This window comes from Streptomyces sp. NPDC007929 (assembly GCF_042959065.1).
GTDB lineage: Bacteria > Actinomycetota > Actinomycetes > Streptomycetales > Streptomycetaceae > Streptomyces.
Window position 1 is genome coordinate 630,050 of the sequence record NZ_JBIBKD010000002.1, and the last position, 26,267, is coordinate 656,316.

Annotated in this window: 24 protein-coding genes and 1 pseudogene; 13 read left to right on the plus strand and 12 right to left on the minus strand. The window is 71.9% G+C overall.

What is annotated here, in order from left to right; genetic code table 11:
• Positions 1-78: 78 nt before the first annotated feature.
• Positions 79-345, minus strand: a complete 267-nt coding sequence (locus tag ACFZDE_RS07630) for a protealysin inhibitor emfourin (protein WP_390996941.1) — start codon at positions 343-345, stop codon at positions 79-81.
• Between the two features lie 20 nt (positions 346-365).
• Complete coding sequence (locus ACFZDE_RS07635; protein WP_390996943.1) at positions 366-1,427, minus strand: M4 family metallopeptidase; 1,062 nt, start codon at positions 1,425-1,427, stop codon at positions 366-368.
• A gap of 333 nt (positions 1,428-1,760) precedes the next feature.
• Between ACFZDE_RS07635 and leuA the strand changes: the two genes are divergently transcribed.
• The 6 genes from leuA to ACFZDE_RS07665 all read left to right on the plus strand — a co-directional run bounded on the left by leuA (position 1,761) and on the right by ACFZDE_RS07665 (position 9,093).
• The gene (leuA, locus tag ACFZDE_RS07640) at positions 1,761-3,482 is read left to right on the plus strand and encodes a 2-isopropylmalate synthase (protein ID WP_390996945.1); all 1,722 of its coding nucleotides are present in this window, start codon (positions 1,761-1,763) and stop codon (positions 3,480-3,482) included.
• Between the two features lie 211 nt (positions 3,483-3,693).
• A complete protein-coding gene (locus ACFZDE_RS07645) occupies positions 3,694-4,392 on the plus strand; it encodes a TerB family tellurite resistance protein (RefSeq protein WP_391198282.1) in 699 nt (232 codons plus the stop codon).
• A gap of 151 nt (positions 4,393-4,543) precedes the next feature.
• Positions 4,544-6,691, plus strand: coding sequence for an MMPL family transporter (locus ACFZDE_RS07650; protein ID WP_391198285.1), 2,148 nt, complete (start codon positions 4,544-4,546; stop codon positions 6,689-6,691).
• A gap of 51 nt (positions 6,692-6,742) precedes the next feature.
• Positions 6,743-7,981: a histidine kinase gene (locus ACFZDE_RS07655; protein WP_390996952.1), complete on the plus strand. Its 1,239-nt coding sequence runs from the start codon at positions 6,743-6,745 to the stop codon at positions 7,979-7,981.
• Positions 7,978-8,640 (plus strand): response regulator, encoded by a 663-nt coding sequence (locus ACFZDE_RS07660; protein ID WP_391198286.1) that lies wholly within the window; start codon positions 7,978-7,980, stop codon positions 8,638-8,640. Before ACFZDE_RS07655 ends, ACFZDE_RS07660 begins: the two co-directional genes overlap by 4 nt.
• A gap of 15 nt (positions 8,641-8,655) precedes the next feature.
• On the plus strand, positions 8,656-9,093 hold the full coding sequence (locus tag ACFZDE_RS07665) for a protein-tyrosine phosphatase family protein (protein ID WP_390996957.1): 438 nt from the start codon (positions 8,656-8,658) through the stop codon (positions 9,091-9,093).
• Between the two features lie 21 nt (positions 9,094-9,114).
• Here the strand turns inward: ACFZDE_RS07665 and ACFZDE_RS07670 are convergent, their stop codons facing one another.
• The 3 genes and pseudogenes from ACFZDE_RS07670 to ACFZDE_RS07680 all read right to left on the minus strand — a co-directional run bounded on the left by ACFZDE_RS07670 (position 9,115) and on the right by ACFZDE_RS07680 (position 11,742).
• Positions 9,115-10,590: an alpha/beta fold hydrolase gene (locus ACFZDE_RS07670; protein ID WP_391198288.1), complete on the minus strand. Its 1,476-nt coding sequence runs from the start codon at positions 10,588-10,590 to the stop codon at positions 9,115-9,117.
• A 66-nt stretch (positions 10,591-10,656) separates the two neighbouring features.
• Positions 10,657-11,167 (minus strand): annotated as a pseudogene (locus tag ACFZDE_RS07675) (cupin domain-containing protein).
• Between the two features lie 92 nt (positions 11,168-11,259).
• Positions 11,260-11,742: a GNAT family N-acetyltransferase gene (locus ACFZDE_RS07680; protein ID WP_391198916.1), complete on the minus strand. Its 483-nt coding sequence runs from the start codon at positions 11,740-11,742 to the stop codon at positions 11,260-11,262.
• Between the two features lie 145 nt (positions 11,743-11,887).
• Here ACFZDE_RS07680 and ACFZDE_RS07685 point away from each other — a divergent pair, with 145 nt between their 5' ends.
• A complete protein-coding gene (locus tag ACFZDE_RS07685; RefSeq protein WP_391198290.1) occupies positions 11,888-12,850 on the plus strand; it encodes an FAD-dependent oxidoreductase in 963 nt (320 codons plus the stop codon).
• Here the strand turns inward: ACFZDE_RS07685 and ACFZDE_RS07690 are convergent.
• The gene (locus ACFZDE_RS07690) at positions 12,840-14,057 is read right to left on the minus strand and encodes a GNAT family N-acetyltransferase (protein WP_391198293.1); all 1,218 of its coding nucleotides are present in this window, start codon (positions 14,055-14,057) and stop codon (positions 12,840-12,842) included. The two genes, ACFZDE_RS07685 and ACFZDE_RS07690, sit on opposite strands and share 11 nt — an antisense overlap.
• Positions 14,058-14,484: 427 nt before the next feature.
• Here ACFZDE_RS07690 and ACFZDE_RS07695 point away from each other — a divergent pair, with 427 nt between their 5' ends.
• The 4 genes from ACFZDE_RS07695 (at position 14,485) to ACFZDE_RS07710 (ending at position 18,521) form a co-directional block, all read left to right on the plus strand.
• Positions 14,485-14,700, plus strand: coding sequence for a hypothetical protein (locus ACFZDE_RS07695; protein ID WP_030836519.1), 216 nt, complete (start codon positions 14,485-14,487; stop codon positions 14,698-14,700).
• 26 nt (positions 14,701-14,726) lie between these two features.
• A complete protein-coding gene (gene recO / locus ACFZDE_RS07700; protein WP_031107514.1) occupies positions 14,727-15,473 on the plus strand; it encodes a DNA repair protein RecO in 747 nt (248 codons plus the stop codon).
• Positions 15,474-15,539: 66 nt separating this feature from the next.
• Positions 15,540-16,373: an isoprenyl transferase gene (locus ACFZDE_RS07705; RefSeq protein ID WP_390996973.1), complete on the plus strand. Its 834-nt coding sequence runs from the start codon at positions 15,540-15,542 to the stop codon at positions 16,371-16,373.
• Between the two features lie 765 nt (positions 16,374-17,138).
• The gene (locus tag ACFZDE_RS07710; protein WP_391198296.1) at positions 17,139-18,521 is read left to right on the plus strand and encodes an MFS transporter; all 1,383 of its coding nucleotides are present in this window, start codon (positions 17,139-17,141) and stop codon (positions 18,519-18,521) included.
• Between the two features lie 86 nt (positions 18,522-18,607).
• Here ACFZDE_RS07710 and ACFZDE_RS07715 read toward each other — a convergent pair whose 3' ends face one another.
• From ACFZDE_RS07715 to ACFZDE_RS07730, 4 genes are read right to left on the minus strand one after another with little or no spacing between them, the layout of a single operon-like run.
• Positions 18,608-19,036 (minus strand): transcriptional repressor, encoded by a 429-nt coding sequence (locus ACFZDE_RS07715; protein WP_390996978.1) that lies wholly within the window; start codon positions 19,034-19,036, stop codon positions 18,608-18,610.
• 58 nt (positions 19,037-19,094) lie between these two features.
• Positions 19,095-19,997 (minus strand): iron chelate uptake ABC transporter family permease subunit, encoded by a 903-nt coding sequence (locus ACFZDE_RS07720; protein WP_390996981.1) that lies wholly within the window; start codon positions 19,995-19,997, stop codon positions 19,095-19,097.
• Positions 19,997-20,764 (minus strand): ATP-binding cassette domain-containing protein, encoded by a 768-nt coding sequence (locus tag ACFZDE_RS07725; protein ID WP_391198299.1) that lies wholly within the window; start codon positions 20,762-20,764, stop codon positions 19,997-19,999. The genes ACFZDE_RS07720 and ACFZDE_RS07725 overlap by 1 nt, the downstream gene beginning before the upstream one ends.
• A gap of 20 nt (positions 20,765-20,784) precedes the next feature.
• Complete coding sequence (locus ACFZDE_RS07730) at positions 20,785-21,747, minus strand: metal ABC transporter solute-binding protein, Zn/Mn family (protein WP_391198301.1); 963 nt, start codon at positions 21,745-21,747, stop codon at positions 20,785-20,787.
• 169 nt (positions 21,748-21,916) lie between these two features.
• Between ACFZDE_RS07730 and ACFZDE_RS07735 the strand changes: the two genes are divergently transcribed.
• On the plus strand, positions 21,917-23,299 hold the full coding sequence (locus tag ACFZDE_RS07735; RefSeq protein ID WP_390996990.1) for a glycine--tRNA ligase: 1,383 nt from the start codon (positions 21,917-21,919) through the stop codon (positions 23,297-23,299).
• Between the two features lie 186 nt (positions 23,300-23,485).
• Here ACFZDE_RS07735 and ACFZDE_RS07740 read toward each other — a convergent pair whose 3' ends face one another.
• The gene (locus tag ACFZDE_RS07740; RefSeq protein ID WP_390996993.1) at positions 23,486-23,692 is read right to left on the minus strand and encodes a hypothetical protein; all 207 of its coding nucleotides are present in this window, start codon (positions 23,690-23,692) and stop codon (positions 23,486-23,488) included.
• 115 nt (positions 23,693-23,807) lie between these two features.
• On the minus strand, positions 23,808-25,241 hold the full coding sequence (locus ACFZDE_RS07745; protein ID WP_391198304.1) for an MFS transporter: 1,434 nt from the start codon (positions 25,239-25,241) through the stop codon (positions 23,808-23,810).
• Between the two features lie 102 nt (positions 25,242-25,343).
• Here ACFZDE_RS07745 and ACFZDE_RS07750 point away from each other — a divergent pair, with 102 nt between their 5' ends.
• Complete coding sequence (locus tag ACFZDE_RS07750; RefSeq protein WP_391198307.1) at positions 25,344-26,255, plus strand: helix-turn-helix domain-containing protein; 912 nt, start codon at positions 25,344-25,346, stop codon at positions 26,253-26,255.
• The last annotated feature ends 12 nt before the right edge of the window (positions 26,256-26,267 follow it).

Below are 26,267 nucleotides of genomic sequence, written 5' to 3' on the forward strand. Positions count from 1 at the left end.
GGATCATCCGTACCGGCGGTAACGGAAGTCAACGGCCGGGCGGGAAGGAGCTGTTGCCCGGCCGGTGACGCGGACCCGTCACGCCCCTTCCTTCAGCACCCGCGAGATCAGCCTCCGCTGCTCGTCCGTCAGCCGGGGATCCGCGCAGTACACGGTCTTCCCGTCCACGGTGAGCTGGTAGGTGAACCCGTCCGGGACGCCGACCGGCGGTGTGCTCCGGCCGGCGGCCAGGGCCTGATCGGCGAGGGCGTGCCACTCGGAGGCATCGGGCCGGTCCGAGGTGTCCACCTCGGCGAACCGCTCGATGCCCGCGAACCCACCCGTGCGCCGCACCTGAATACGCATGACACCTGTCTAGTACGGAACTACAGGGTCCGCACCCCGACCTGCTCCCAGGCCTTGGACACCGCGTCCAGTTCCTCCCCGTCGCCGAAGCGCTCCCGGGCGGCCTTCACGGTGAGTGTCGCGAAGTCGGCGAACATGGCCTGCTGCTTCAGCTCGCCGCCGGTCAGGACGTCGTACCAGACCTGTCCGGCCCGCTCCCAGGCGTGGCCGCCCAGGGCCGTGGCCGCGAGGTAGAAGGCGTGGTTCGGGATGCCAGAGTTGATGTGGACACCGCCGTTGTCGCGGCCGGTGCGCACGAAGTCGTCCATCGTGCCCGGCTGCGGGTCCTTGCCGAGGACGTCGTCGTCGTACGCCGTGCCCGGCTCCTTCATGGAGCGCAGCGCCACACCCGTCACCCGGGGGGCGAGCAGGCCCGCGCCGATCAGCCAGTCGGCCTCGGCGGCGGTCTGGCCGAGTGTGTACTGCTTGATCAGGGCGCCGAAGACATCCGACAGGGACTCGTTGAGCGCGCCCGGCTGGCCGAAGTAGGTGAGGTTGGCCGTGTACTGGGTGACGCCGTGCGCGAGTTCGTGGCCGATGACGTCGATCGGGATGGTGAAGTCCAGGAAGATCTCCCCGTCCCCGTCACCGAAGACCATCTGCTCACCGTTCCAGAACGCGTTGTTGTAGTCGCGGTCGTAGTGCACCGTCGCGTTCAGCGGGAGGCCGTTGCCGTCGATCGAGTCGCGCCCGAAGGCCTGGAGGAACAGCTCGAAGGTGGCGCCGAGACCGGCGAAGGCGCGGTTGACGGTGGCGTCCTTGCCGGGCTTGTCGCCCTCGCCGCGGACCTTGTGGCCGGGCAGGTCGGTGCCGTGCCGGGCGTCGTGGATCGTGCGCTGCGGCTTGCCGTCGGCGATCGCGGCGACGGCGCTCGCGCCGATGACCGTGGTCAGGCGGCGCTGGGTGCGCTCGTAGGCGTCGCGCTGCAGGGTGCGGCGGGCGGGACGGGCGAGCGAGGAGTCCTCGGCCTGGGCGAGCTTGTCGAGGACATGGGGCGGAACGATGGTGCAGAAGACGGGCTCGAAGCCCCCGTGAGTCGTCATGCCCGCACCCTTGCACTGCGTGACGAGACTGTCACTAGTCGCCACCATGATTGGTGAAATACCGGGACAACGACCCTCACGCTCCGTGGCGAGTGCTATGGCGAAGTGGGATAGCGCACTTTTTGTCCCGAATGTGCGCCGGGTCCCGCATACTGATACGACCCCGCGCACCGGTAGAGGCTCGGCTAGCATGCTGCGCATCATGCGTTTCGGGCTGCTTCTCCTTAGCTGCCGCGGCGAGGGCCTGTAGTCGAGGCCGACCCCCTCCCCGCGGAGCTTGGTGCTGCGTCGTCGGCCGTCCTTCCGGACACCCTCTGAGGAGCCCAGAGCATCATGGCGAACCGCCAGCAGCCCAGTTCCATGCCGATCCACAAGTACGGCCGCTACGAGCAGGTCGACATCCCGGACCGCACCTGGCCGGAGCAGCGCATCACCACCGCCCCCCGCTGGCTCTCCACCGACCTGCGCGACGGCAACCAGGCCCTGATCGACCCCATGTCGCCGGCCCGCAAGCGCGCCATGTTCGACCTGCTGGTCAAGATGGGCTACAAGGAGATCGAGGTCGGCTTCCCGGCCTCCGGCCAGACCGACTTCGACTTCGTGCGCTCCATCGTCGAGGAGCCCGGGGCCATCCCCGACGACGTCACCATCTCCGTACTGACCCAGGCCCGCGAGGACCTGATCGAGCGCACGGTGGAGTCCCTGAAGGGCGCCAAGCGCGCCACGGTCCACCTGTACAACGCCACCGCGCCGGTCTTCCGCCGGGTCGTCTTCCGTGGCTCCAAGGACGACATCAAGCAGATCGCCGTCGACGGCACCCGCCTGGTCATGGAGTACGCGGAGAAGCTGCTGGGCCCCGAGACCGAGTTCGGGTACCAGTACAGCCCCGAGATCTTCACCGACACCGAGCTGGACTTCGCGCTGGAGGTCTGCGAGGCGGTCATGGACGTCTGGCAGCCCGGCCCGGGCCGCGAGATCATCCTGAACCTGCCGGCCACCGTGGAGCGCTCCACGCCCTCCACGCACGCCGACCGCTTCGAGTGGATGGGCCGCAACCTCTCCCGCCGCGAGCACGTCTGCCTGTCGATCCACCCGCACAACGACCGGGGCACCGCCGTCGCCGCCGCCGAGCTGGCCCTGATGGCCGGCGCCGACCGCGTCGAGGGCTGTCTGTTCGGGCAGGGCGAGCGCACCGGCAACGTCGACCTGGTCACCCTGGGCATGAACCTCTTCTCCCAGGGCGTCGACCCGCAGATCGACTTCTCCGACATCGACGAGATCCGTCGCACGTGGGAGTACTGCAACCAGATGGAGGTCCACCCGCGCCACCCGTACGTGGGCGACCTGGTCTACACGTCCTTCTCCGGCTCCCACCAGGACGCCATCAAGAAGGGCTTCGACGCCATGGAGGCCGACGCCGCCGCCAAGGGCGTCACCGTCGACGACATCGAGTGGGCCGTCCCCTACCTGCCGATCGACCCCAAGGACGTCGGCCGCTCCTACGAGGCGGTCATCCGGGTCAACTCGCAGTCCGGCAAGGGCGGTATCGCGTACGTCCTGAAGGACGGCCACAGCCTGGACCTGCCGCGCCGTATGCAGGTCGAGTTCTCCAAGGTCATCCAGGCCAAGACGGACGCCGAGGGCGGCGAGGTCACGCCGAAGGACATCTGGGCGGTCTTCCAGGACGAGTACCTGCCGAACCCCGAGAACCCGTGGGGCCGGATCCAGGTCAAGAACAACCAGTCGACGACCGACACCGACGGCGTGGACACCCTGAAGGTGGAGGCCACGGTCGACGGGCAGGACACCGTCCTGACCGGCACGGGCAACGGTCCGATCTCGGCCTTCTTCGACGCCCTGCAGTCCGTCGGCATCGACGTACGCCTGCTGGACTACCAGGAGCACACGATGAGCGAGGGCGCCTCCGCCCAGGCCGCCTCCTACATCGAATGCGCCATCGGCGACAAGGTCCTGTGGGGCATCGGGATCGACGCCAACACCACGCGGGCCTCGCTGAAGGCGGTCGTCTCGGCCGTCAACCGCGCGGCTCGCTGATCGACCGTACGGGTTCGCGGCCACCGGCCGCTCACCGGTGCCACAGAGGCTCCGTCCGCCGATGTCCGGCGGGCGGAGCCCCGTCGGTTACCGGCCATTTGCTGTGGAGGTCACGGAAAGGTCTCCTCCGGGGTGCTGACTCCTCGTCTCGGATGTGGCTAACATCACGCAAGCGCGGCGACGTTGCCGTGCGGCGTGACGGAGGTGCGACGTGCTGCCAGGACGGGGACGAAACGGCCATGCCGCCAGGCTTTCTCGCGTCCTGGGCACCCGGACGGCGTGGACGGCCGCCGGTGACGGGGAGTTCTTCTGCCCCGGCTGCGGTGGCGACCGCAACTACCAGCGGCTGACGGGACAGCGCCGCTTCACCCTGCTCGGCCTGCCCGTGCTGCCGCGCGGCGAGACCGGCCCGGTCGTGGAGTGCGCCGCCTGCCGCCGCCACTTCGGCACGGACGTCCTCGACCATCCGACCACCACCCGCTTCTCCGCGATGCTCCGCGACGCCGTGCACACGGTCGCCCTCGCGGTGCTCGCCGCCGGTGGCGCCGGTTCCCGTTCGGCCCTGGAGTCCGCCGTGCTCGCCGTGCGCGCGGCCGGCTTCGACGACTGCACCGAGGAGCAGCTGGCCGCCCTCGTCGAGGCGCTGGAGGCCGACACCGGCCGGATCGCCGGCGAACCCTGCGGCGCGGGGCTGGCCATAGAGCTGCACGAGGCCCTGGATCCGCTCGCCCCGCACCTCGCCACCGTCGGCCGCGAATCGATCCTGCTCCAGGGCGCCCGCATCGCCCTGGCGGACGGGCCGTACACCCCGGCCGAGCGCGACGCGCTGGCCACGGTCGGCGCCGCGCTCACGATCTGCTCCGACGACGTGACCCGCCTGCTGGCCGAGGCGGCCCGCACCCCCTCGTAGGACCCGCCTTCGCGTACTCCCCGGGGAGTAACGCGCGGCCCGGACCGCCCCTCGCAGTACCCCCCGGCTCGCCCTCACGCCCGACGAACCGGCGCCCGTCCGGCGGGAGTCTGGAGACCGATCCAGACACCGACCGGAGGGAGCCGGACCCATGGGGGCCGTAAGGACGCGTACCGGGCGCAGGCGGGCCGTGCCCTGGGTGGTGGTGGGGCTGTGGCTCGCCGCGCTCGTGCTGGTCGGGCCGCTCGCCGGCAAGTTCGCCGACGTCCAGCAGAACCGCGCGGTCGACTACCTGCCCGACAGCGCCGACTCGACGCAGGTGGCGCGCGTCCAGGACGAGTTGCCGGGTGGTGAGGCGACCGATCTGGTGCTCGTCTACCACCGCGGCGGTGGACTCACCGACGCCGACCGGCGCACCGCCGGCCGGCAGATCACCGAGGTGAGCGGCGCCTACGACCTGGCCGGGCAGCCCAAGGGCATCCCGTCGAAGGACGGCTCCACTCTGATGTACCCGGTCTCCAGCACCCAGCCCGGCCAGGACGAGGAGGCCCGCAACGCCTTCGTCGACGGGGTGCGCGACATCGTCGAGGGCGGCGGCGGGCTGAGCGCCGAGGTCGGCGGGCCCGGCGCCCTCAACACCGACATGAACAAGGTGTTCGGCACGCTCGACGCCACCTTGCTGCTCGCCACGCTCGGCGTCGTCACCGTCCTGCTCATCCTCATCTACCGCAGCCCCTTCCTGTGGCTGGTGCCGCTCGCCGTGGCGGGCGTCGCCGCCACCGTGTCGATGGCCGCCGGGTACGGGCTGCACGAACTGTTCGACGTCACCGTCACCGGCCAGAGCGGCGGCGTGATGACCGTGCTGGTCCTTGGCGCCGGCACCGACTACGCGCTGCTGATCGTCTCCCGCTACCGCGAGGAACTGCGGCGCCACGAGCGGCCGTACGACGCCATGCGCGCCGCGCTGCGCGGCTGCGGCCCGGCCGTCCTCGCCTCCTCGGGGACCGTCGCGGCCGGACTGCTGTGCCTGCTCGCCGCCGACCTCAACAGCAGCAGGGGCATGGGGCCGGTCGGCATGGTCGGGGTGCTCGCGGCGCTGGTCGCCATGACGACCCTGCTGCCGGCGGTCCTGGTGCTGCTGGGGCGGCGGGTCTTCTGGCCGCTGATCCCCGCCTTCGGCAGCGAGCCGAAGGCCCGGCGGTCGCTGATCGCCGCGATGGGCACCTCGGCGACCCGGCGGCCCGTCACCGTCCTCGTCGGCGGGGCCGCGCTGCTCGGCGCCCTCGCGCTCGGCACGCTCAACCTGTCCGGCAGCCTCAAGCAGGAGGACTCCTTCACCGAGCGGCCCGAGTCCATCACGGCGATGCGGACGCTCGCCCAGGAGTACCCCGAGCGCAGCAGCCGGCCCGTGACGGTCATCGCGCCCGAGGAGCGGGCCGAGACGGTCGCCGACCGGGCCCGGACGACCGAGGGCGTCGCCGAGGTGGCCCCCGGGCGCAGCGGGTCGGGATGGACCGAGATCGCCGTGTTCACCACCTCGGCGCCCGAGACGCCGGGCGAGACCCGGACCATCGAGGCGCTGCGGGCCGGGCTCGACCCGGTCGGCGCGTACGTCGGCGGGCCCAGCGCCCAGCAGATCGACCTGGCCGACAGTGAGTCACGGGACCGGAAGGTCATCGTGCCGCTGGTCCTGGCCGCCGTGTTCGTCATCCTGGTCGGGCTGTTGCGCTCTCTCGTCGCGCCGCTGCTGTTGCTGGCGGCGGTGGTGGCGGTCTGGGGGGCCGCGCTCGGGATCGGCGGGCTGGTCTTCGAGCCGGTGTTCGGGTTCGCCGGGAGTGATCCTGGGCTCGGGCTGCTGTCCTTCGTGTTCCTGGTCGCCCTCGGCGTCGACTACGGGATCTTCCTGATGCACCGGATGCGGGAGGAGTCCGTGCGGGGGGCCGAGCCGGGGGCGGCGGCGCTCACCGCGCTGCGGACCACCGGTGGCGTGATCGCCTCGGCGGGGGTGGTGCTGGCGGCGACGTTCGCGGTACTGACGACGCTGCCGATCGTGGGGTTGGTGGAGCTCGGGTTCGTCATCGCGGTGGGGGTGTTGCTGGACACGTTCCTGGTGCGGACGTATCTGGTGACGACGGTGAGTGTGCTGCTGGGGCGGTGGGTGTGGTGGCCGGGAAGGCTCTCCCGGGTACCGGAACCGCCCGTTGAGTCTGCGGGCGGGGGGTTGCGCGACCCGGCGGAGCGGGGTGCCGCTCTCGGTGGGACGGGAGCCGTCCCCGGCGGCACGCGTGCCCGCAGCTGAGGGCATTGTGTGGTGCCCCTCCCTCACGGAGGGGCGCCTTCCTGGTCGAGGATGAGGATCGTGCAGGCACCCATCACCCCCCGGACAACCTGGTCGCGGTCGGCCGAGCGGGTCATGGCCGCGATCAACCGTGACCCGCTGACCGCCCCGCACCGCACCCGCAACGACGCGCTGCTGGCCGTGGCCTGGGCCGCCCTCGCCACCGCCCTGGCCCTGCTCGGCGACCGTGAGGCACGGCCCGACGCGCTGGGCTGGACGCTGCTGCTCGCCGCCCATGTCCCCCTGGCCTGGCGCCGCCACCGCCCGCTGCTGGTCCTGCTCGCCGTGATGGCCTGCATCACGCCGTACCACGCCCTGGAGAACAATCACGCCGCGCCTCTCTTCGCGACCATGGTCGTGCTGTACACGGTCGCGGCGACCGGCACGGTGCGCCGCACACTGCTCACCGGCGCCGCCGTCCTCGGCGTGACCCTGTTCCTCAACGCCCTCACCAACCCCGGCGGGACGCTGGAGCTCGTGCGGATCTCCGGCTGGGTCCTCGCGTTCCTCTTCTGCGGCATCGACGTGCGGTTCTACCGCCAGTACGTCGCCTCCATCGTGGAACGCGCGGAACGGGCCGAACGCACCCGGGAGGAGGAGGCCCGGCGGCGGGTCGCCGAGGAGCGGCTGCGCATCGCCCGGGACCTGCACGACCTGCTCGCCCACAGCATCACCCTCATCGGCGTGCAGACCTCCGTCGCCGCCCATGTGCTGGCCGCCGACCCCGAGCGGCTCGACCGGGAGACGGTGGCCAAGGCCCTCGACGACATCGCCGGGACCTGCCGCAGCGCCCGCGGCGAACTCCGTACGACCCTGGAGGTGCTGCGCGACGGCCCGCCGGACGTGCGCGGCCCGCTGCCCGGCCTCGACGGGCTGCCCGACCTGGCCCAGGCCGCGCGGCTGGCCGGTGCCCGGGTCGAGCAGACCGTACGCGTGGCGCAGGCACCGCCCGCCGTCGGCGCCGCCGCCTACCGGATCGTCCAGGAGGCCCTGACCAACGCGGTACGGCACGCGGGACCCGAACCGGGAGTCCACGTCGAACTGGACGAGAGGGACGGCGCCCTGCACGTGTCGGTCCGCGACGACGGCACCGGACCGACCCCGGGCGGCACCCCGGGCTTCGGGCTCGTGGGGATGCGCGAGCGGGCCCGCAGCGTCGGTGGCACACTCGACGCCGGACCGCGCACCGGGGGCGGCTTCGAGGTCACCGCGGTCCTGCCGCTGGCCACGACGGGGGAGAGGACCGGATGACCGTACGCGTGCTGCTCGCGGACGACCAGACGCTGGTACGGGAGGCGTTCGCGATGCTCGTGGAGTCGGCCCGCGACATGGAGGTCGTCGGCCGGGCCGCCACCGGCCGGCAGGCCGTCGAACTGTCCCGCGCCGCCCGCCCCGACCTCGTGGTGATGGACATCCGCATGCCCGACCTGGACGGCATCGAGGCGACCCGGCTCATCGCGTCCGATGAGGCCCTCGCGGACGTACGGGTGCTCGTCCTCACCACGTACGACACCGACGAGCACATCGTTCAGGCCCTGCGCGCCGGGGCCTCCGGGTTCCTGGTGAAGGACACCCGGCCGGCCGAACTCCTCGACGCCATCCGCACGGTCGCGGCCGGCGAGGCCCTGCTGTCACCCGGTCCCACGGCACGGCTGATCGAGCGGTTCCTGCGCAGCCCCTCCGCGCCCCCGACCGGCGGGCCCGAGTGCCTGTCCGGCCGGGAGCGCGAGGTGCTCGCGCTGGTCGCGCGCGGCCTGACCAACACGGAGATCGCCGAGGCGCTGGGCCTGAGCCCGCTCACCGCGAAGACCCACGTCAGCCGCATCATGGGCAAACTGTCAGCCCGCGACCGGGCGCAACTGGTCATCGTCGCCTACGAGTCGGGGCTGGTGACGCCCGGGAGCGCCTGACCCCATGATGGGGGCGTGAGCGAGCTGTGGAGTGAGAGCGACACCGGTGTCCTGAAGCTGCCCTCCGGACTGCTGATCCGGGGCCGGGGGCTGCGCCACCCCCTGGACCCCGCCGCGCCCCTGCCCTCCTACGGTGTCTACCTGCTCGGCCGGCAACCGCCCGAGGTCCCCTGGGAGTCGGGCTGGATCCGCTGGCCCGATTTCCGCCTCCCGGCGGACCCGGCGGCCGCCCGCGCGCAGCTGGCCGCCGTACGGGAGCGGGCCGCCGGGGAGCGGGTGGAGATCGCCTGTGGCGGAGGGCGCGGCCGTACGGGCACGGCACTGGCCTGCCTGGCGGTGCTGGACGGGGTGCCGGGGGAGGAGGCGGTGGCGTACGTCCGGCGGCACTACGACCGACACGCCGTGGAAACGCCCTGGCAGCGACGGTACGTACGCCGGTTCGGGCAGGGCTGAGCCTCCTCCGGCCGGCACCGTTCAGCCGCAGTGGAGGTCGGAGGCGGGCCGTTCGCCGGTGGCCAGGAAACGGGAGACGGCCCGGTCGCCGCAGGCGTTGCCGTTGGCCAGGTAGGCGTCATGGCCGGTGGAATCGACCGTGAACATGACGGCCCGGTCGCCCAGGGCCCGGCGCAGCTTCAGGGCTCCGGCGAGCGGGGTGGCGACGTCCCGCCGGTTCTGCACGAGCAGGAGGGTGGAGGGCCCGCGGTCGGTGATCCGCACGGCAGGTTCCCTCGGCGCGTACGGCCAGGCCGCGCACACCATCGGCCCGCGCGGCATGCCCGCGGTCAGCGGGTACGCGGCCCGGCTCTCCGCGACGCCCTTCTGGTACGCGGAGGCCGAGTCGGGCCAGTCGACGTCGTTGCAGATGGTGCCGACGCCGACCGCGGCGACGTTCTGCAGGACCGACTCGGGCGGGGACTCGGGCGCCGGTGGCGCGGTGCCCTCGCGGGCGGCCCGGATGGTCTTGGCCAGGGTCGGGTAGTCGTCGGGGTCGTAGAGGCTGGACAGCATGGTCTGACGCAGCGCGTTGCCGTCGAGCCGCGGTGGGTTGGCGCCGGGCCAGGGCAGGGGCGCGCGGTCCAGCCGGGCGGCCAGGCGCAGGAACCCGGACCGCACCTCGGCGGGCGTACGGGCGACCCGGTACGGATTGCCGGGGCGTGCGGCCCACTTGGCGAACTCGGGGAAGTTGTCCTCGACACCGACCTCGAAGGCGGCGAGCCAGTTGCGGGTCACGCGGGTGTGGTCGGGGTTGTTGTTGCTGTCCAGCACGATGCGGTCGGTGCGGTGCGGGAACAGCTGGCTGTAGACCGCTCCGACGTAGGTGCCGTAGGAGACGCCCCACGCGGAGATCTTCTCCTCGCCGAGCGCGGCCCGCAGCCGGTCCAGATCGCGGGCCTCGTTGGCGGTGCTGATGTGCCGGATCAGCTCACCGCCGTTGCGGACACAGGCCGCGGCCGTACGCCGGGCGGTGGCCATGTTCTCGTCGAGGGAACCGTCCGGGGCGGGCCAGGGCAGGCGCTTGGTCATGCCGAGGTCGGCGGGGTCGAGTGCGCAGTCCACGGCGGTGGACGGGGCCATGCCACGCGGCGCGAACCCGATGAGGTCGTAGGCGTCGCGCACGCTCTGCGGCAGCTTCTGCCCCTTGCCGGAGGGGTCGGCGAGGCTGTCCCCGCCGGGGCCGCCCGGGATCAGTAACAGCGCACCCCGGCGTGCGTCCGGGTTCTCGCTCGGGATCCGGGACACGGCGATCCGGATCGTCCGGCTGCCGGGGTGGGAGTAGTCCATGGGGACGTCGAGGGTGGCGCACTGCTGCCGGGGGTCGAGACCGGGCCCGGCGCACTCGCCCCAGTCGAGGGAGCCGGGCCCGGTTCCGGACGCCTCGCCGGGCCCGGCGAACCCGAGCACCGCACCGACAGCGGCGACCAGCGCCGCACATTTCGTGATCCGTTTCATACCCAGCAGCGTGACCGACTCGGTGAGCGGACCCCATCCGGGTAACTGCCTTGTGCGGCAGGGGGATTACCCCCGCCCCTCCGGCGCTTCGGGGCTCTGCGTGAAGTAACTGTCGTGCCGCACCTGGAACTCCCGCAGCTCCTCGCCGCCGCGCTGCGCGAACTCCGCGACCCGCTCGAAGTACTCCTCGCGCGGCGCGCCCGGGGAGAACAGCATCAGCATGGACACGGGGTCGTCGCTGTCGTTGCGGAACGCGTGCAGTCCGCCCACGGGCACGTACAGGAAGTCCCCCTGCCGCCCGGTCACCCAGTTCTCCCCGTCGAAGAGCCGGAGCTCGCCGGACAGCACGTAGAAGGACTCGGAGATGGTCCGGTGGAAGTGTGTCGTCGCGCCCCGGTGCCTTCGGCCCCATGTCCACCTTGTACAGCCCGAACTCGCCCCCGGTGGTGGCGTGAGAGGCGAGGTAGTGGGTCCGGGTGCCGCCCGGGGAGACGAGGTCGGGCGGGGTCTCGACGGACCTGAAGACGGCGTTGATCTCCCCGTTCTCACCGAGGTAGCGGGGTTCTGGGTACGACATGGTGATCCCTTCGCATGGCGACACCGGGGACTCTGCCACGCCGGCCCGCGCCGGACATCGGGCTCGAAGCGGAGGCCGGTGGGGCCGTGGACCTAGGGCGTACTGCGGACGGACGCGGATCGGGCCGCTGTCGCCTCGGTGGGTCGGCCGGTCTCCGGGCGGCGCAGCATGAAGACGTCGATCGCGTCCCGCGCCTCCACCGTGAAGCCGTGGCGCTCGTAGAGCCGGCGGGCCGGGCTGCCCGCGAGGACGTTCAGCCGGACGAGGTCGCCGGAGGCGTCCGTCCCGGTCAGCAGAGCCCGCAGGACCGCCGACCCCAGGCCCCGGCCCTGGAGCGCCGGGGTGAGGTAGAAGTGCTCCAGCCAGTGGCCGTTGTCGGACGGGCGCAGGGTGACGCTGCCCGCGAAGGTGCCGTCGGAGACGATGATCGACGTGTGCCGCGGGGAGAAGCCGTCCCGCAGGCGCTGCCTGACCCGGTGCTCGTCGTAGATGCCCAGCCGCTCCAGGTCCGGGCGCATCACCACCGCCCGCAGCTCCGCTATCGCCTCGACGTCCGCCGGCCGCGCGGGGCGGATGTCCCATTCCGGTTCAGGGTGACCCTCTGCTGTGTCCACGGACGGATTGTTTCAACGGCTGCGGGACACCTCGGGCTAGGCTCGGCAGCCCGGGCCGGGTGACGTCGGCGGGTCCGGGGCCGTCGGACGAGGAGGCGAGTGAGCTGTGTCGGTCGGTGCGGTGGTGATCGGCGCCGGAGTGTCGGGGCTCACCACGGCGGTGTGCCTGGCCGAGGCCGGGATGGAGGTCCGGGTGGACACCGACCGGCCGCCCGGCGCGACGACCTCGGCGGCCGCGGGCGCCATGTGGGACCCCTATCTGGTCGAGCCCCGCGACCGGGTGGAGCGCTGGAGCCGGGAGACCCTGCCGGTGCTGACCGAGCTGAGCGGCGTCGCCGGCACCGGTGTCCGGCTGCTGGACGGGACGCAGGAATCCAGGGTTCCGTGTGAGCTGCCCACCTGGGGCCCCCTGGTCGGAGCGCGCTCGTGCCCGCCGGACGAACTCCGCGACGGCTTCGTGGCCGGCTGGCACTATCGCGCCCCCCTCGTGGACATGCCCCGCTACCTCCAGTACCTCGTGGACCGGCTCACCGAGGCCGGCGGGCGCATCCGCGAACACCACTACGACTCGCTCGACGCCGCGCTGCCCGAGGCACCGGTGGTCGTGAACTGCTCGGGGTCCGGGGCCCGGTCCCTGGCCGCCGACGCCGAGGTCGAGGCGGTCCGCGGTCAGCTCGTCGTCGTGGAGAACCCCGGTGTCCGGCGGTTCTTCTGCGACGACACCCCCGGCGCGGTGGACCTCACCTACATCTATCCGCACCCCGACGTCGTCGTCCTGGGCGGGACGTCCGAGCGTGGCAACTGGGACCTGAGCCCGGACCGGGCCGAGGCCGAGGCGATCGTCCGCCGCTGCGCCACGGTCGAACCGTCGCTCGCCGGGGCCCGGATCGTCGCGCACCGGGTGGGACTGCGACCGGCCCGCAGCAGCGTCCGCCTGGCCGGGGAACGGCACGCGGACACCCTGCTGATGCACAACTACGGCCATGGCGGAGCCGGCCTCACCCTGTCCTGGGGGTGCGCCCGCGAGGTGGCCGAGCGAGTCCGCGCGGCAGTGGGTACTAGTTCCTGATCTGCCACTGCCGGCGCTCGGCGATGTCGGCCTCCGGGCCTCTGCGGAACAGATACAGCCAGGTCCGGGCCACGAGGGTGAAGGTCAGGACGGTGGTCCAGGGCCAGCTGACGGCGTTGGCCGCCACCAGTGCCGCGCCGATCGTCGGTGCGGCGGCCGTGAGGGCCATCAGCGTGATCTCGGTCCTGCTTCTGCGGAACCGGTGCGCGATGGAGAATTCCGACCGCTCGTACCACGCCACCGCGGAACTGAGCAGCACGGCCAGCACCATGGTCGTCCAGGGATTGTCGCTCACCTGTGCATAGGTGACGGGCAGTGAAATGAGAAAGGGAAACACGCCCCCGTACTCGGACAGCACGTTTCCCCACTTCATTATCCGTCCGAACGAGTTCGAGCGGATTCGGGCCAGTTCGCCCGAGGCACTCGCATAGACGATCAGGGACAGCACGGTGCTGAACGTCGCCCCGATGAGCAGCAGCCGCACATCGTCGGGAAACCGGCTCGACGAGAAGGCGAAACCCAGCAGGAAGGTGATGGCCGCCAGGATCGAACCGGAGAAGGCGATTCCGGCCGCTGCCTCTCCCGACTGGAGAGTCGCGGGGTCGTCCTGCTCGAACCGGGCGATCTCGAAGGCGGGTTCACCGCCCAGGCTCAGCAGCGCCGTGACCGCGTGGTCGGACGGCCCGAGGGACTCCGCGAGCTGCTCGCGTGCGGTGGCGGGGACGAGATGCCGCGCGTCCGGATCGATGTACTCGACCCGCGACTTGTACTGGAAGTAGAGGTGGTCGGCGCGGCCCGACGGGCCGGTCCGTATCAACCGGGTCCCAAGGAAGCCGCCGGTCAGCAGGAGACGCGCCACGGTCAGTTCCGCCGTCCGGGCCACCGCGGAGATCAGCGGGGGCTCGCTCGACCTCCCGGGCAGTTCCCGCACCGTCTCGTCCAGCAGCCGCCGGGCCACTCCCCGGCGCCGCATGCCGTCCCGGACCGCTATCAACGACAGGCGCGCATGAGCCGGTGACGGCAGTTCCGCGACGACGCACCCCACCAGCACGCCTTCGGCCTCGGCAACCCGGACCAGCTCGCGCTCGACGCTGCTCGCGAGGACGTCGGAGGGCGGAATGATCTCCGAATCGCAGGAATCGGCCAGAAGTGAGCGGAGGTGATCCAAGTCGGAGAGGAGTGCCGTCCGGGTGGACCATGCAGCCATATGCGTCCATTTCCCTCGGTTCCTGGCAGGGCCTCGCCATGATACCGTATTCCGTCAATCGGTTGCCTGCTCAACCGCCCGAAAATGCCCCTGATTTGCGGCATGGCGCGCCGAACCCCTTTGTGTCACCGCGCAGTTGTAGGACACAGAACCCTCCGAAGTGTAGTCGCGGAGCGTCACCAGGGGGACGCGAAGAGTGAAAACGCGAAAGGAAGGGGAGCACGGTGGAGGCACGACACTCGGCGCTCTGCGTCGAAGAAGCGGAGGACACGGTGAAAGAATTGCGGGCAGAACTCGCCAAGGCCGGAATTATCCTGCCCTCACCGGGACTTGACCCGGTGAGTCTTGTGCGGGAAGCGCCCTGCCCGCTCGTCGAATCGACCCGGCTTCCCTCGGGGGCCGCCCGGCGCCTCGCGGCGGTGCGGCGATGAAGCCTCCCGTCGGCGCCTACGTCGTGGACACCCGCAGCGGCCGCATCGGCATCGTCATGGGGCATGAGGGGCCCTACGTGCAGTTGCGGCCGTACGGGGGCGGCAGGGAGTGGGACGCCGACCCCGGGGCCGTCCGGCACGCCACCCCCGCCGAGCGGCTGCGCGCGGCCACCGCGTACGCCAACGCCCGCAGCAGGGGCGAGGTCCCTTGACGTGACGGCCCTGCCAGAATGGCTCCATGAGTCTGTTCCGCGACGACGGCATCGTGCTGCGCACCCAGAAGCTGGGTGAGGCGGACCGGATCATCACGCTGCTCACGCGCGGTCACGGACGGGTACGCGCGGTGGCCCGGGGCGTGCGCCGGACGAAGTCGAAGTTCGGTGCGCGCCTTGAGCCGTTCTCCCATGTCGACGTGCAGTTCTTCGCCAAGGGCAGCGAGCTGGTCGGGCGCGGGCTGCCGCTGTGCACCCAGAGCGAGACGATCGCGCCGTACGGCGGCGGGATCGTCACCGACTACGCCCGGTACACGGCCGGCACCGTCATGCTGGAGACCGCCGAGCGGTTCACCGACCACGAGGGGGAGCCGGCCGTGCAGCAGTACCTGCTGCTGGTCGGCGGGCTGCGGACCCTCGCCCGGGGCGAGCACGCGCCGCACCTCGTGCTCGACGCGTTCCTGCTCCGCTCCCTCGCCGTCAACGGGTACGCCCCGAGCTTCACCGACTGCGCGAAGTGCGGGATGCCCGGGCCCAACCGGTTCTTCTCGGTCGCCTCGGGCGGATCCGTCTGCGTGGACTGCCGCGTACCCGGCAGCGTCGTACCCTCGCCTCAGGCCCTGGAACTCCTCGGCGCCCTGCTTACGGGAGACTGGGAGACCGCGGACGCGTGCGAGGCGCGCTACGTCCGGGAGGGCAGCGGGCTGGTGTCCGCGTATCTGCACTGGCACATGGAGCGCGGGCTGCGCTCCCTGCGCTACGTCGAGAAGTAGCGCGAGCGGCGAAGAACGCGAGCAGCGGAAGTACAGAGCAAGCGAGCACGAGGAGACGAGAGACACATGGCCGTACGCGGGATCCTGGGGCGCCAGCGCCGGGAGTACAGGACGCCGGAGCCGCACCCGTCCGGCGCGCGGCCCCCGAAGATCCCCGGGGAGTTCGTACCGCAGCATGTGGCGATCGTCATGGACGGCAACGGCCGGTGGGCCAAGGACCGGGGGCTGCCGCGCACCGAGGGGCACAAGGTCGGCGCCGAGCGGGTGCTGGACGTGCTCCAGGGCGCCGTCGAGATGGGCGTGGGCGCCATCTCGCTGTACGCCTTCTCCACCGAGAACTGGAAGCGCTCGCCGGACGAGGTCCGCTTCCTGATGAACTTCAACCGCGACTTCATCCGCAAGACCCGTGACCAGCTCGACGAGCTGGGCATCCGGGTGCGCTGGGTCGGCCGGATGCCCAAGCTGTGGCGCTCGGTCGCCAAGGAGCTCCAGATCGCCCAGGAGCAGACCAAGGACAACGACCGGCTGACCCTGTACTTCTGCATGAACTACGGGGGCCGGGCCGAGATCGCCGACGCGGCCAAGGCGCTGGCGGAGGACGTCAAGAGCGGGAGGCTCGACCCCGCCAAGGTCAGCGAGAAGACCTTCGCGAAGTACATGTACTACCCGGACATGCCGGACGTGGACCTGTTCCTGCGCCCCAGCGGCGAGCAGCGCACCTCCAACTACCTGATCTGGCAGAGCGCCTACGCCGAGATGGTCTTCCAGGACGTCCTGTGGCCGGACTTCGACCGCCGCGACCTCTGGCGTGCCTGCCTGGAGTACGCCTCCCGGGACCGCCGCTTCGGCGGCGCCATCCCGAACGAACAGCTCCTGGCCACAGAGGGCAACCAGCAGTAGCCGTCGCCCCGTGGCCGCCGGGCCACCGCTGCGCCTGCGGCCCAGCGGGTCGTCGCGTCGCCACGGGGTCTTCGGTCCGACCCCCTGCTCCGTCGCAGCCACCGCCGAGGCGCGGCGGACCTTGCCGTCGCTGCCGGGCCTGCGCCCCGGTGGGCTCTGTCGTCGCTGCCGGGCCTGCGGTGCCTGGCAGCCTCCGATCGATCGCAGCCGCCGCCGAGGCACGGCGGGCCCTCGCGCCATCGCAGGCCCTGCGGCCCGGTGGGCTGGCGTCACCGCCGCGCACACGGCTCGGCAGGCCCTCGTGCCGGGGCGGCGTCTGGGCCCCGGGCCCCCGGCCCCGCCGCACCCTCGGTCGCGCAGCCGCGCCTGTGGCCCCGTCGGCCCTCGGCTCGTAGCCGCGCGTCGCGCCTGTGGTTCCGCCATACCCTCGGCTCGCAGCCGTCCCCGTGGGCCCCACCGCACCCTCGGCCCGCAGCCGCCCCCCGTGGTTCCGCCGCACCCCCGGCCCGCAGCCACCCTCGTGGGCCCCACCGCACCCCCGGCCCGCAGCCGCGTCCGTGTTTCCGCCGTACCCGGCCCGCAGCCGCCCCCCTCGTGGCCCCACCGCCCCCTCGGCCCGCAACCGCCCCCGTGGCCCCGCCGCACCCCCGGCCCACAGCCGCCCCCCCGTGGCCCCCCCGCCCCCCGGCCCGCAGTCGTCACCAGGGTCCCGGCGTCTCTCCGGTGGCAGTTCGGCTGTACCGGCGGTGTGCTGGTGGGATGGGTGTGACTGCTGTTGGTGTGGCGCGGGGGAGTGCGCGGCAGGCCGGGGTGTTCGTCGCGGCCTCGCTGGCGTTGCTCTGTATTCAGCTGGACTTCTTCGCGCTCAATCTCGCCATCCCCGGGATCGCCGACGAACTGGGCACGAGTGTCTCCGCGGCGCAGTGGACGCTGTCGGCGTACATGCTCGCCATCGGCTGTCTGTTCATCGTCGGCGGGCGGCTGGGCGATCTTCTCGGCCGGCGTCCCGTCCTGCTGGCCGGGACCGGGCTGTTCGCCGCCGCATCCGTCGGCTGCGCCCTCGCGCCGAGCCTCGGTGTGCTGGTCACGGCCCGGATCGTGCAGGGCGCGGGCGCGGCGCTGATCTTCCCGATGTCGGTCTCCGTCATCACCAACGCCTTTCCCGAGGAGACCCGGGCCAGGGCGCTCGGGGCGATGTTCGGGATCGCCAACGTCGGCACCGCCCTCGGCCCCTTCGTCGGCGGCGGCTTCACCGACGGGCCCGGCTGGCGCTGGATCTTCTGGCTGCTGGCCCCGCTCAGCGCCCTCTCCCTGCTGGTCGCCCTGCGGTACGTCCCCGACTCCCGGGACGAGAGCGCCCCGCGTCAGATCGACCTGCCGGGCTGCCTGGCCGTCGTGACGAGTCTGGCCGCACTGACCCTGGCCGTGGAGCGGGGGAGCGCCTGGGGCTGGGACCACGCCCGCACGCTCACCCTGTTCGGGATCGCCGTGGTGGCCGGCGCCCTCTTCGTGCTGCGGGAGCGGACCTGCCGGCATCCGCTGGTCGACTTCCGGCTCTTCCGCAACGTCCGCTTCGACCTGGTCACCGTGATGGGCTCGGTCGCCAACATGGGCTACGCCGTCACCGTGTTCCTCGCCACGCTCCAGTTGCAGCAGGTGCGTGGTCTGTCGGCGATCCTGTCCGGCACGGTCTTCCTCGCCCCGGCGGTGCTGGTGGCCTGCTCGGGGCCCATCGGCGCCTGGCTGTCCGGCCGGATGCGGGCCACCAGTGTGATGGCGCTGGCCGGGACCATCGCCGGCACCGGCATGATCGGGCTGAGCTTCGCCTGGTCCTGGTGGGCCTATCTGCCCGTGTTCACCTGGTGTGCGCTGGGGCTGGGCCTCGGCTGGACCTTCGCCAGCGTCGCCACCCAGCAGGTCGTGTCGCCCGCCCGCGCCGGAGAGGCCTCGGGCGTCGTCCTCACCGCGCTCGTCATCCTCGGCGCCATCGGCCTGGCGGCCGTAGCGGCGGCCATCACCTCACTGACCCCCGAGACCGGCCCGGAACGCGCCTACGACCTCATCCTGCGTGTGGGCGGCGCCATCATCCTGGCCTCCTCGGCCCTCTCCCTGCTGGCCCGCCGCGCACTGGGCGCCCGGGCCGCTTAGACCGGCCCAGGGGCACCGACCTCAGGGGCGCGGGGAACTGCCCGACAAGCCACACCTCACCCGCACCCGGCAACGCCCGGTCACCCCTACGGCGCTGAACCGCCCGAGGCAGCCGCGCAATCCGCACAGGTCCCGAAGATCTCCACCGTATGAGCCACGTTCACATACCCGTGCTCCGCGGCGATGGACTCCGCCCACTTCTCCACCGCCGGCCCCTCCACCTCGACGGCCTTGCCGCACCCGCGGCACACCAGGTGGTGGTGATGGTCGTCCGTGGAGCAGCGCCGGTACACCGACTCACCGTCGGCCGTGCGCAGGACATCGACCTCACCGGCGTCGGCGAGGGACTGCAGGGTGCGGTAGACCGTGGTGAGCCCGACCGAGTCGCCCTTGTGCTTGAGCATGTCGTGCAGTTCCTGCGCGCTGCGGAACTCGTCGACCTCCTGCAGGGCCGCCGCCACAGCGGCCCGCTGCTTGGTGGCGCGGCCCTTCACGGACGGTCCAGCGGTCGTCACCGTTGCCTCCTCACGTCTGCCTTGCCCGGGCCATTGTGCCAGCCCGGGGTGGGGGCGGTCAGACGCCGACTTCGTCGGACGCCGTCCGGCTGCCCGGGATCGCGCACTCGGCGGGGTCGCCCGCCGCGTCCGAGGCGGCCGCCGCGCGGGCGCGGCGCCGGGCCAGCGGGGCCGCCAGCGCCGTCAGGGCGATGAACGCGCCGATGGTCAGCAGCACGATCGTCGCGCCGGGCGGCACGTCCTGGTAGTAGGAGGTGACCGTGCCGCCGATGGTCACGCTGACCCCGATGGCCACCGCGATAGCGAAGGTGGCGGCGAAGCTGCGGGAGATCTGCTGGGCGGCCGCGACCGGCACCACCATCAGCGCACTGACCAGCAGCAGCCCGACCACCCGCATCGCCACCGTCACCGTGACGGCCGCGGTGACCGCCGTCAGCAGGTTCAGGACCCGCACCGGCAGACCCGTCACCCGGGCGAACTCCTCGTCCTGGCTGACCGCGAACAGCTGCCGCCGCAGACCGAGGGTGACCAGGACGACGAACGCGGCCAGCACGCAGATCGCGGTGACGTCCGACTGGGACACCGTCGACAGGGAGCCGAACAGGTACGACGTCAGGCTGGCGTTGGAGCCCGTCGGCGCGAGGTTGATGAACATCACACCGCCGGCCATGCCGCCGTAGAACAGCATCGCGAGGGCGATGTCGCCGCGGGTCTTGCCGTACCAGCGGATCAGCTCCATGAGGACCGCGCCGAGGACGGAGACCAGGGTCGCCATCCACACCGGGGACCAGCTCAGCAGGAAGCCGAGGCCGACGCCGGTCATGGCGACGTGGCCGATGCCGTCGCCCATCAGGGCCTGGCGGCGCTGGACCAGGTAGATGCCGACCGCGGGGGCGGTGATGCCGACCAGGACGGCGGCGAGCAGGGCCCGCTGCATGAAGGCGTAGTCGAGGAAGTCCATCAGCTCAGCAGTCCCGTGCGGATCGGTTCGGCGCCTGCGGGTGCGTGCGGGTGTACGTGGTCGTGGCCGGGCAGGGCGTGCTGGCCGACGGCCTTCGGGGGCGGCCCGTCGTGGACGACGCAGCCGTCGCGCAGCACGACCGCCCGGTCGATCAGCGGCTCCAGGGGGCCCAGTTCGTGCAGCACGAGCAGCACGGTGGTGCCCTGGGAGACCTGCTCGGTGAGGGTGTGGGCGAGGACCTCCTGGCTGGCCAGGTCGACACCGGCCATCGGCTCGTCCATGATCAGCAGCTCGGGTTCGGAGGCGAGCGCGCGGGCGATCAGCACGCGCTGGTGCTGGCCGCCGGAGAGGGCGTCGACGGAGTCCTTGGCCCGGTCGGCCATGCCGACGAGGTCCAGGGCGCGCCGTACGGCCGTGTGGTCGGCCTTGCGCAGGACGCCGAAGCGGGCCCGGGACAGGCGGCCGGAGGAGACCACCTCGGTGACCGTGGCGGGCACGCCGCCGGCGGCCGTGGTGCGCTGCGGGACGTAGCCCACGCGGTGCCAGTCGCGGAACCGCGCGCGGGGTGTGCCGAACAGCTCGATGGTCCCGGCGCCGGTCTGCACCTGGCCGATGACGCTGCGCACGGCCGTGGACTTGCCCGAGCCGTTCGCGCCGAGCAGCGCGACGACCTCGCCGCGGTGCACGGTGAGGTCGATGCCGCGCAGCACGGGGCGCGAGCCCAGGTCCGCGCGGACGCCGCGCAGGGATACGACGGGCTCGGTCATGCCGTCCTCCGATGGGTCGATCACTTGGCTCCCAGGGCCGTCTTGAGGGCCTTGAGGTTTGCTTCCATGACCTGGAAGTAGTCGTCGCCGCGGGACTTGCCGGTGATGCCCTCGATCGGGTCGAGGACGTCGGTCTTCAGATTCGCGTCCCGGGCCAGGGTCTTCGCGGTCTTGTCGGAGACCAGTGTCTCGTAGAAGACGGTGGTGACGCCGTCGGCCTTCGCCTCCTGCTGGAGCTCCCGGACGCGGGCGCCGCTGGGCTCGCTCTCGGGGTCGACGCCGGAGATGGCCTCCTGGGTGAGGCCGTAGCGCTCGGCGAGGTAGCCGAAGGCGGCGTGGTTGGTGAAGAAGACCTTGGACCGGGTGTTCTTCAGGCCGTTCTCGAATTCGCCGTCGAGACCCTTGAGCTTGGTGACCAGGGCTTCGGTGTTCTTCTTGTAGTCGGCCGCGTGGTCCGGGTCGGCCTTCTCGAAGGCCTTGCCGACGCCCTGGGCGATCTCGGCGTACTTCACCGGGTCGAGCCAGACGTGCGGATCGCGGCCGTGCTCGTCCTCCTCGGAGTGGCCTTCCTCGGAGTGGCCCTCCTCGCCCTCGTGGCTGTGGCCGCCGGTGCCGTGGTCCTCGAGGTGGGTCAGCGTGGCCGCGTCGATCTTGGTCTTGATGCCGGTCTGGCCGACGGCCTCGTCGACGGCCGGCTGGAGGCCCTTGAGGTAGAGCGCCGCGTCGGCCTCCTCCAGCCGCGCGCGCTGCTTGGTGCTGATCTCCAGGTCGTGCGGCTCCTGGCCGGGCTCGGTCAGAGTGGTGACGTTCGCGTGGGCGCCGCCGATCTGCTCGGCGAGGAACGCCATCGGGTAGAACGACGCGACGACGTCGAACTTGTCCGTGTTGCCCGAGGCCACGCTGTCGCTGGAGCAGGCGGTCAGGGCACCGAGGCCGAGAGAGGCGGCCGCGGCGGCGGGTATGAGGCGTCGTCGTACGTTCATGACACTCATTTTCAACAAATATGGAAACCGTTGTCAACAAACGTCCTGACCGGGGCCTTGAGGGCGCCGCGGGGGGAGCGATTTGATTGTGGGGGCGCCCCCGCCGGTAACCTGAAGCATTCGCTGGAAGCAACCCCCCGTCGCCCGTCGTCGTAATGAAGAGAGCACCGTGGCCGCCGACAAGATCGACACCATCGTCAGCCTGAGCAAGCGCCGTGGCTTCGTATTCCCCTGCAGTGAGATCTACGGCGGTCAGCGCGCCGCTTGGGACTACGGCCCCCTGGGTGTCGAGCTCAAGGAGAACCTCAAGCGCCAGTGGTGGCGCTACATGGTGACGTCGCGCGAGGACGTCGTGGGTATCGACTCGTCCGTGATCCTGGCCCCCGAGGTCTGGGTCGCCTCCGGTCACGTCGCCACCTTCACGGACCCGCTGACCGAGTGCACCTCCTGCCACAAGCGGTTCCGCGCGGACCACCTGGAGGAGGCCTACGAGGAGAAGAAGGGCCGCGCCCCGGAGAACGGCCTCCTCGACGTCAACTGCCCCAACTGCGGCAACAAGGGCCAGTTCACCGAGCCCAAGCAGTTCTCGGGCCTGCTGTCCACGCACCTCGGCCCGACCCAGGACTCCGGCTCCGTCGCCTACCTGCGGCCCGAGACCGCGCAGGGCATCTTCACCAACTTCTCCCAGGTGCAGACCACCTCGCGCCGCAAGCCGCCGTTCGGCATCGCCCAGATGGGCAAGTCCTTCCGCAACGAGATCACGCCCGGCAACTTCATCTTCCGCACCCGCGAGTTCGAGCAGATGGAGATGGAGTTCTTCGTCAAGCCGGGCGAGGACGAGAAGTGGCAGGAGTACTGGATGGAGCAGCGCTGGAACTGGTACACCGGCCTGGGCCTGCGCGAGGAGAACATGCGGTGGTACGAGCACCCGAAGGAGAAGCTCTCCCACTACTCCAAGCGCACCGCCGACATCGAGTACCGGTTCTCCTTCGGCGGCAGTGAGTGGGGCGAGCTGGAGGGTGTGGCCAACCGCACCGACTACGACCTCGGCGCCCACTCCAAGGCCTCCGGCCAGGACCTCACCTACTTCGACCAGGAGGCCGGCGAGCGCTGGACCCCGTACGTCATCGAGCCCGCGGCCGGTGTCGGCCGCGCCATGCTGGCGTTCCTGCTGGACGCCTACATCGAGGACGAGGCCCCCAACGCCAAGGGCAAGATGGAGAAGCGCACCGTGCTGCGCCTCGACCACCGCCTCGCCCCGGTGAAGGTCGCGGTGCTGCCGCTGTCCCGCAACCCCGAGCTGTCCCCGAAGGCCAAGGGTCTCGCCCAGGCGCTCCGGCAGAACTGGAACATCGAGTTCGACGACGCCGGCGCCATCGGCCGCCGCTACCGCCGCCAGGACGAGATCGGCACGCCGTTCTGCGTGACCGTCGACTTCGACACGCTCGACGACAACGCGGTGACCGTCCGCGAGCGCGACACGATGAAGCAGGAGCGCGTCTCCCTCGACCAGATCGAGGGCTACCTGGCCTCCCGCCTGATCGGCTGCTGACCGCCGGTCGCCGTGCCACGGTGCCGGGTTCCTCCTCGGAGGGACCCGGCACCGCCGCGTTCACGGTGTCCCACGGGGGGAGTGGCCTCCAGCGCCGCGATCTCTCTTCGCGTTCCTGCCGCAGTTCGTGAGCCCCGGGGAACCGCACTCCGCGCGGGCCGCGCCGGCACGCCAGCCGCGCGCTCCCTACGCCGCCGTCGGGTCCACCGTGGCCTGGTGGGCCTCCGCCAGGTGCTCCTGGGCCTTCAGCCACGGCAGGAACTGGGCGCCTCTGCGCCAGCCGCAGGTGTCGCAGCTGATCGTGCGCTGGACGCCCGTGCGGTGTACCCGCACCACGTGCTCCCGGCCGTGCTGGTCCCACCGGCTGACCTTGCTCGTGTCGATCTGCGTCATGGCCCCTCCCGCGTAGAGAAATCCGGCGTTCCGGTCTGCTCGCAGCAAGGAGTGTGCAGCAAGACCGACAGCAACAGGGTTTCCCCGGAGATGAGTTATCAGGCCGTGAGGGACCTCAGTCGACGCTGCGGGGCAGCCGCAGGCTCAGCAGGCCGGTCAGCACGACGCCGCCCAGCTGCACCAGCAGGGTCGTGACCAGGGCGTCCCGCATGCCCATCCCCGGAACCAGGGACAGGAACAGCGTGCCCAGGGTCGCCACCCCGAGGGCCAGCGCGGACTGCTGGGTGGTGATCATCACGCCGCTGCCGACACCGGCCCGGGCGGGCGGCACCTCGGAGAGGATCACCCGGTAGACGACGGGGAGTTGCAGCGCCTGGCCCGCGCCCGCGACGGCCGCGCCCGGGAGCAGCTCGACGAAGCCGAGGTGCGGCCAGAACCGCCAGGCGGCCAGCGCCATCAGGGCCAGCCCCACACCCTGGAGGGCGGCGCCGGCCGTCACCACGCGGGTGCCGTACCGGGCGACAAGGCGCGGGCCCAGCAGCGAGAACACGAAGAACACCACCGCCAGGGGCAGGAGCGCCAGCCCAGCCGCCACCGGGCCGAGCCCGGCGCCCTGCTGCAACGCCACCGCGATCACGAACATGAAGCCGCTGAAGCCGATCGAGAACGGCAGCACCAGCAGCAGCCCGCGCCGCAGCGAGAGAAGCGCGAACAGGCTCGGCGGCACCAGCGGCGTACGGCCCTCGCGGTCGGCCCGGCGCTCCACCGCGTAGAACGCCGCCGCCACGAACGGGAACGCCGCCAGCGACAGCCACGTCCACAGCGGCCAGCCCGCCGCCCGGCCCTCGGTGAGCGGCACGAGCAGGGTCAGGAGCGAGGCCGCCAGGAGGAACGTGCCCGGGACGTCGACCGGCTCGGGCCGCGCCGACCGGGTCTCGGGGACCACCCGGAAGGCCAGCACCAGCCCGGCGAGCACGACCGGCACATTGACGAGGAACACCGAACGCCAGCCGGTCCCCGCGATGTCGGCGGCCACCAGCACCCCGCCGAGGATCTGCCCGGCCACCATCGACAGCCCGGCGGTCGCGCCGTAGAGGCCCATGGCCGTGGCACGCCGGGGGCCGGTCGTGGTCGCCTGGATCGTGGCGAGCACCTGCGGCAGCATCGCGGCGGCCGACGCGCCCTGCGCGACCCGGGCGGCGACCAGCGACCAGGCGTCCGGCGCCAGTCCGCAGGCCAGCGACGTCAGCCCGAAGGCGGCCATGCCGGCCAGGAACAGCCGCCGCCGGCCGAACAGGTCGCCGAGCCGGCCCCCGAGGACCAGCAGGACGGCGTAGGCCACCCCGTACCCGGCGACGACGAGTTCGAGGACCGACTCGCTCGCGGCGAGGTCGGTGCCGATGGTGGGCAGGGCGACGTTGACGATGAAGAAGTCGACGAGGGGCAGGGCCGCGGCCAGCAGCACGGCGAACAGCCCGAGACCGCCGAGCGCGGGCGACGGCGCGGCGGGGGAACGTACGGGACTGGGGGCGAGGGATTCGGTGGTCACGCTCCCGAGCCTGCGACGTCACTCAGGCTGGTACCAGAGTGTCCTTATCCTGGTAGTGGCAGCACCTGGAAACAGGGTCCGGACGGCGGCAGGCTGGAGACCATGACGACCATGGCGCGAGAGACGACGCCGCGCACCCCCGGGGCGCCCCGTGACGCGGACGTCCGCCGGCACGAACTGGCGGCGTTCCTGCGCAGCCGCCGCGAGCGGATCACCCCCGAGCAGGTCGGCCTGCCCCGGGGCCGCCGGCGCCGCACACCGGGGCTGCGCCGCGAGGAGGTCGCCCAGCTCTCGGCGGTGGGCGTCACCTGGTACACGTGGCTGGAACAGGCCCGCGACATCCAGGTCTCCGTACAGGTCCTCGACGCGCTCGCCCGCGCCCTGCTGCTCGACCCCAGCGAGCGCGCCCACCTCTTCCGGCTGGCCGGGGCCGCCGACCCGACACCGGCGACCAGCTGCCCGTCGGTCACCCCGGCCATGCGCGCGGTGCTGGAGCAGGTCGAGCCGTTCCCGGCGTGCCTGCAGAACAGCCGGTACGACATCCTCGCCCACAACCGCACCTACGGGCTGCTGCTGTGCGACCTGGACGCCGTCCCGCCCGAGGACCGCAACTGCATCCTGCTGTCCTACACCCACGCCGAGTGGCAGTCCTCGATCGTGCACCTGGAGGAGACCCAGCGCCTCATGGCCGCCCGTTTCCGCGCCACGATGGCCGGCCATCTCGCCGAGCCCGCCTGGAAGATGCTCCTGGACCGGCTGTACGCGGAGTCCCCCGCGTTCCGAACGGCCTGGGACCGCCACGAGGTCGTGGCCCACCGCACCAAGCGCAAGGAGTTCCGCAACCGCCACGTCGGCCGGATCACCGTCGACCACACGGACCTGTGGCTGACGCCGGGGACGGGGCCGCGGATCGTCACCTACGTCCCGGCGGACGAGGAGTCCCGGGAGCGGCTGGACACGCTCCAGGCGATGGCACTGAGCAGGGAGACGAGCCCTCAGCCGCTGTCGCGGTAGGTCACGGAGCAC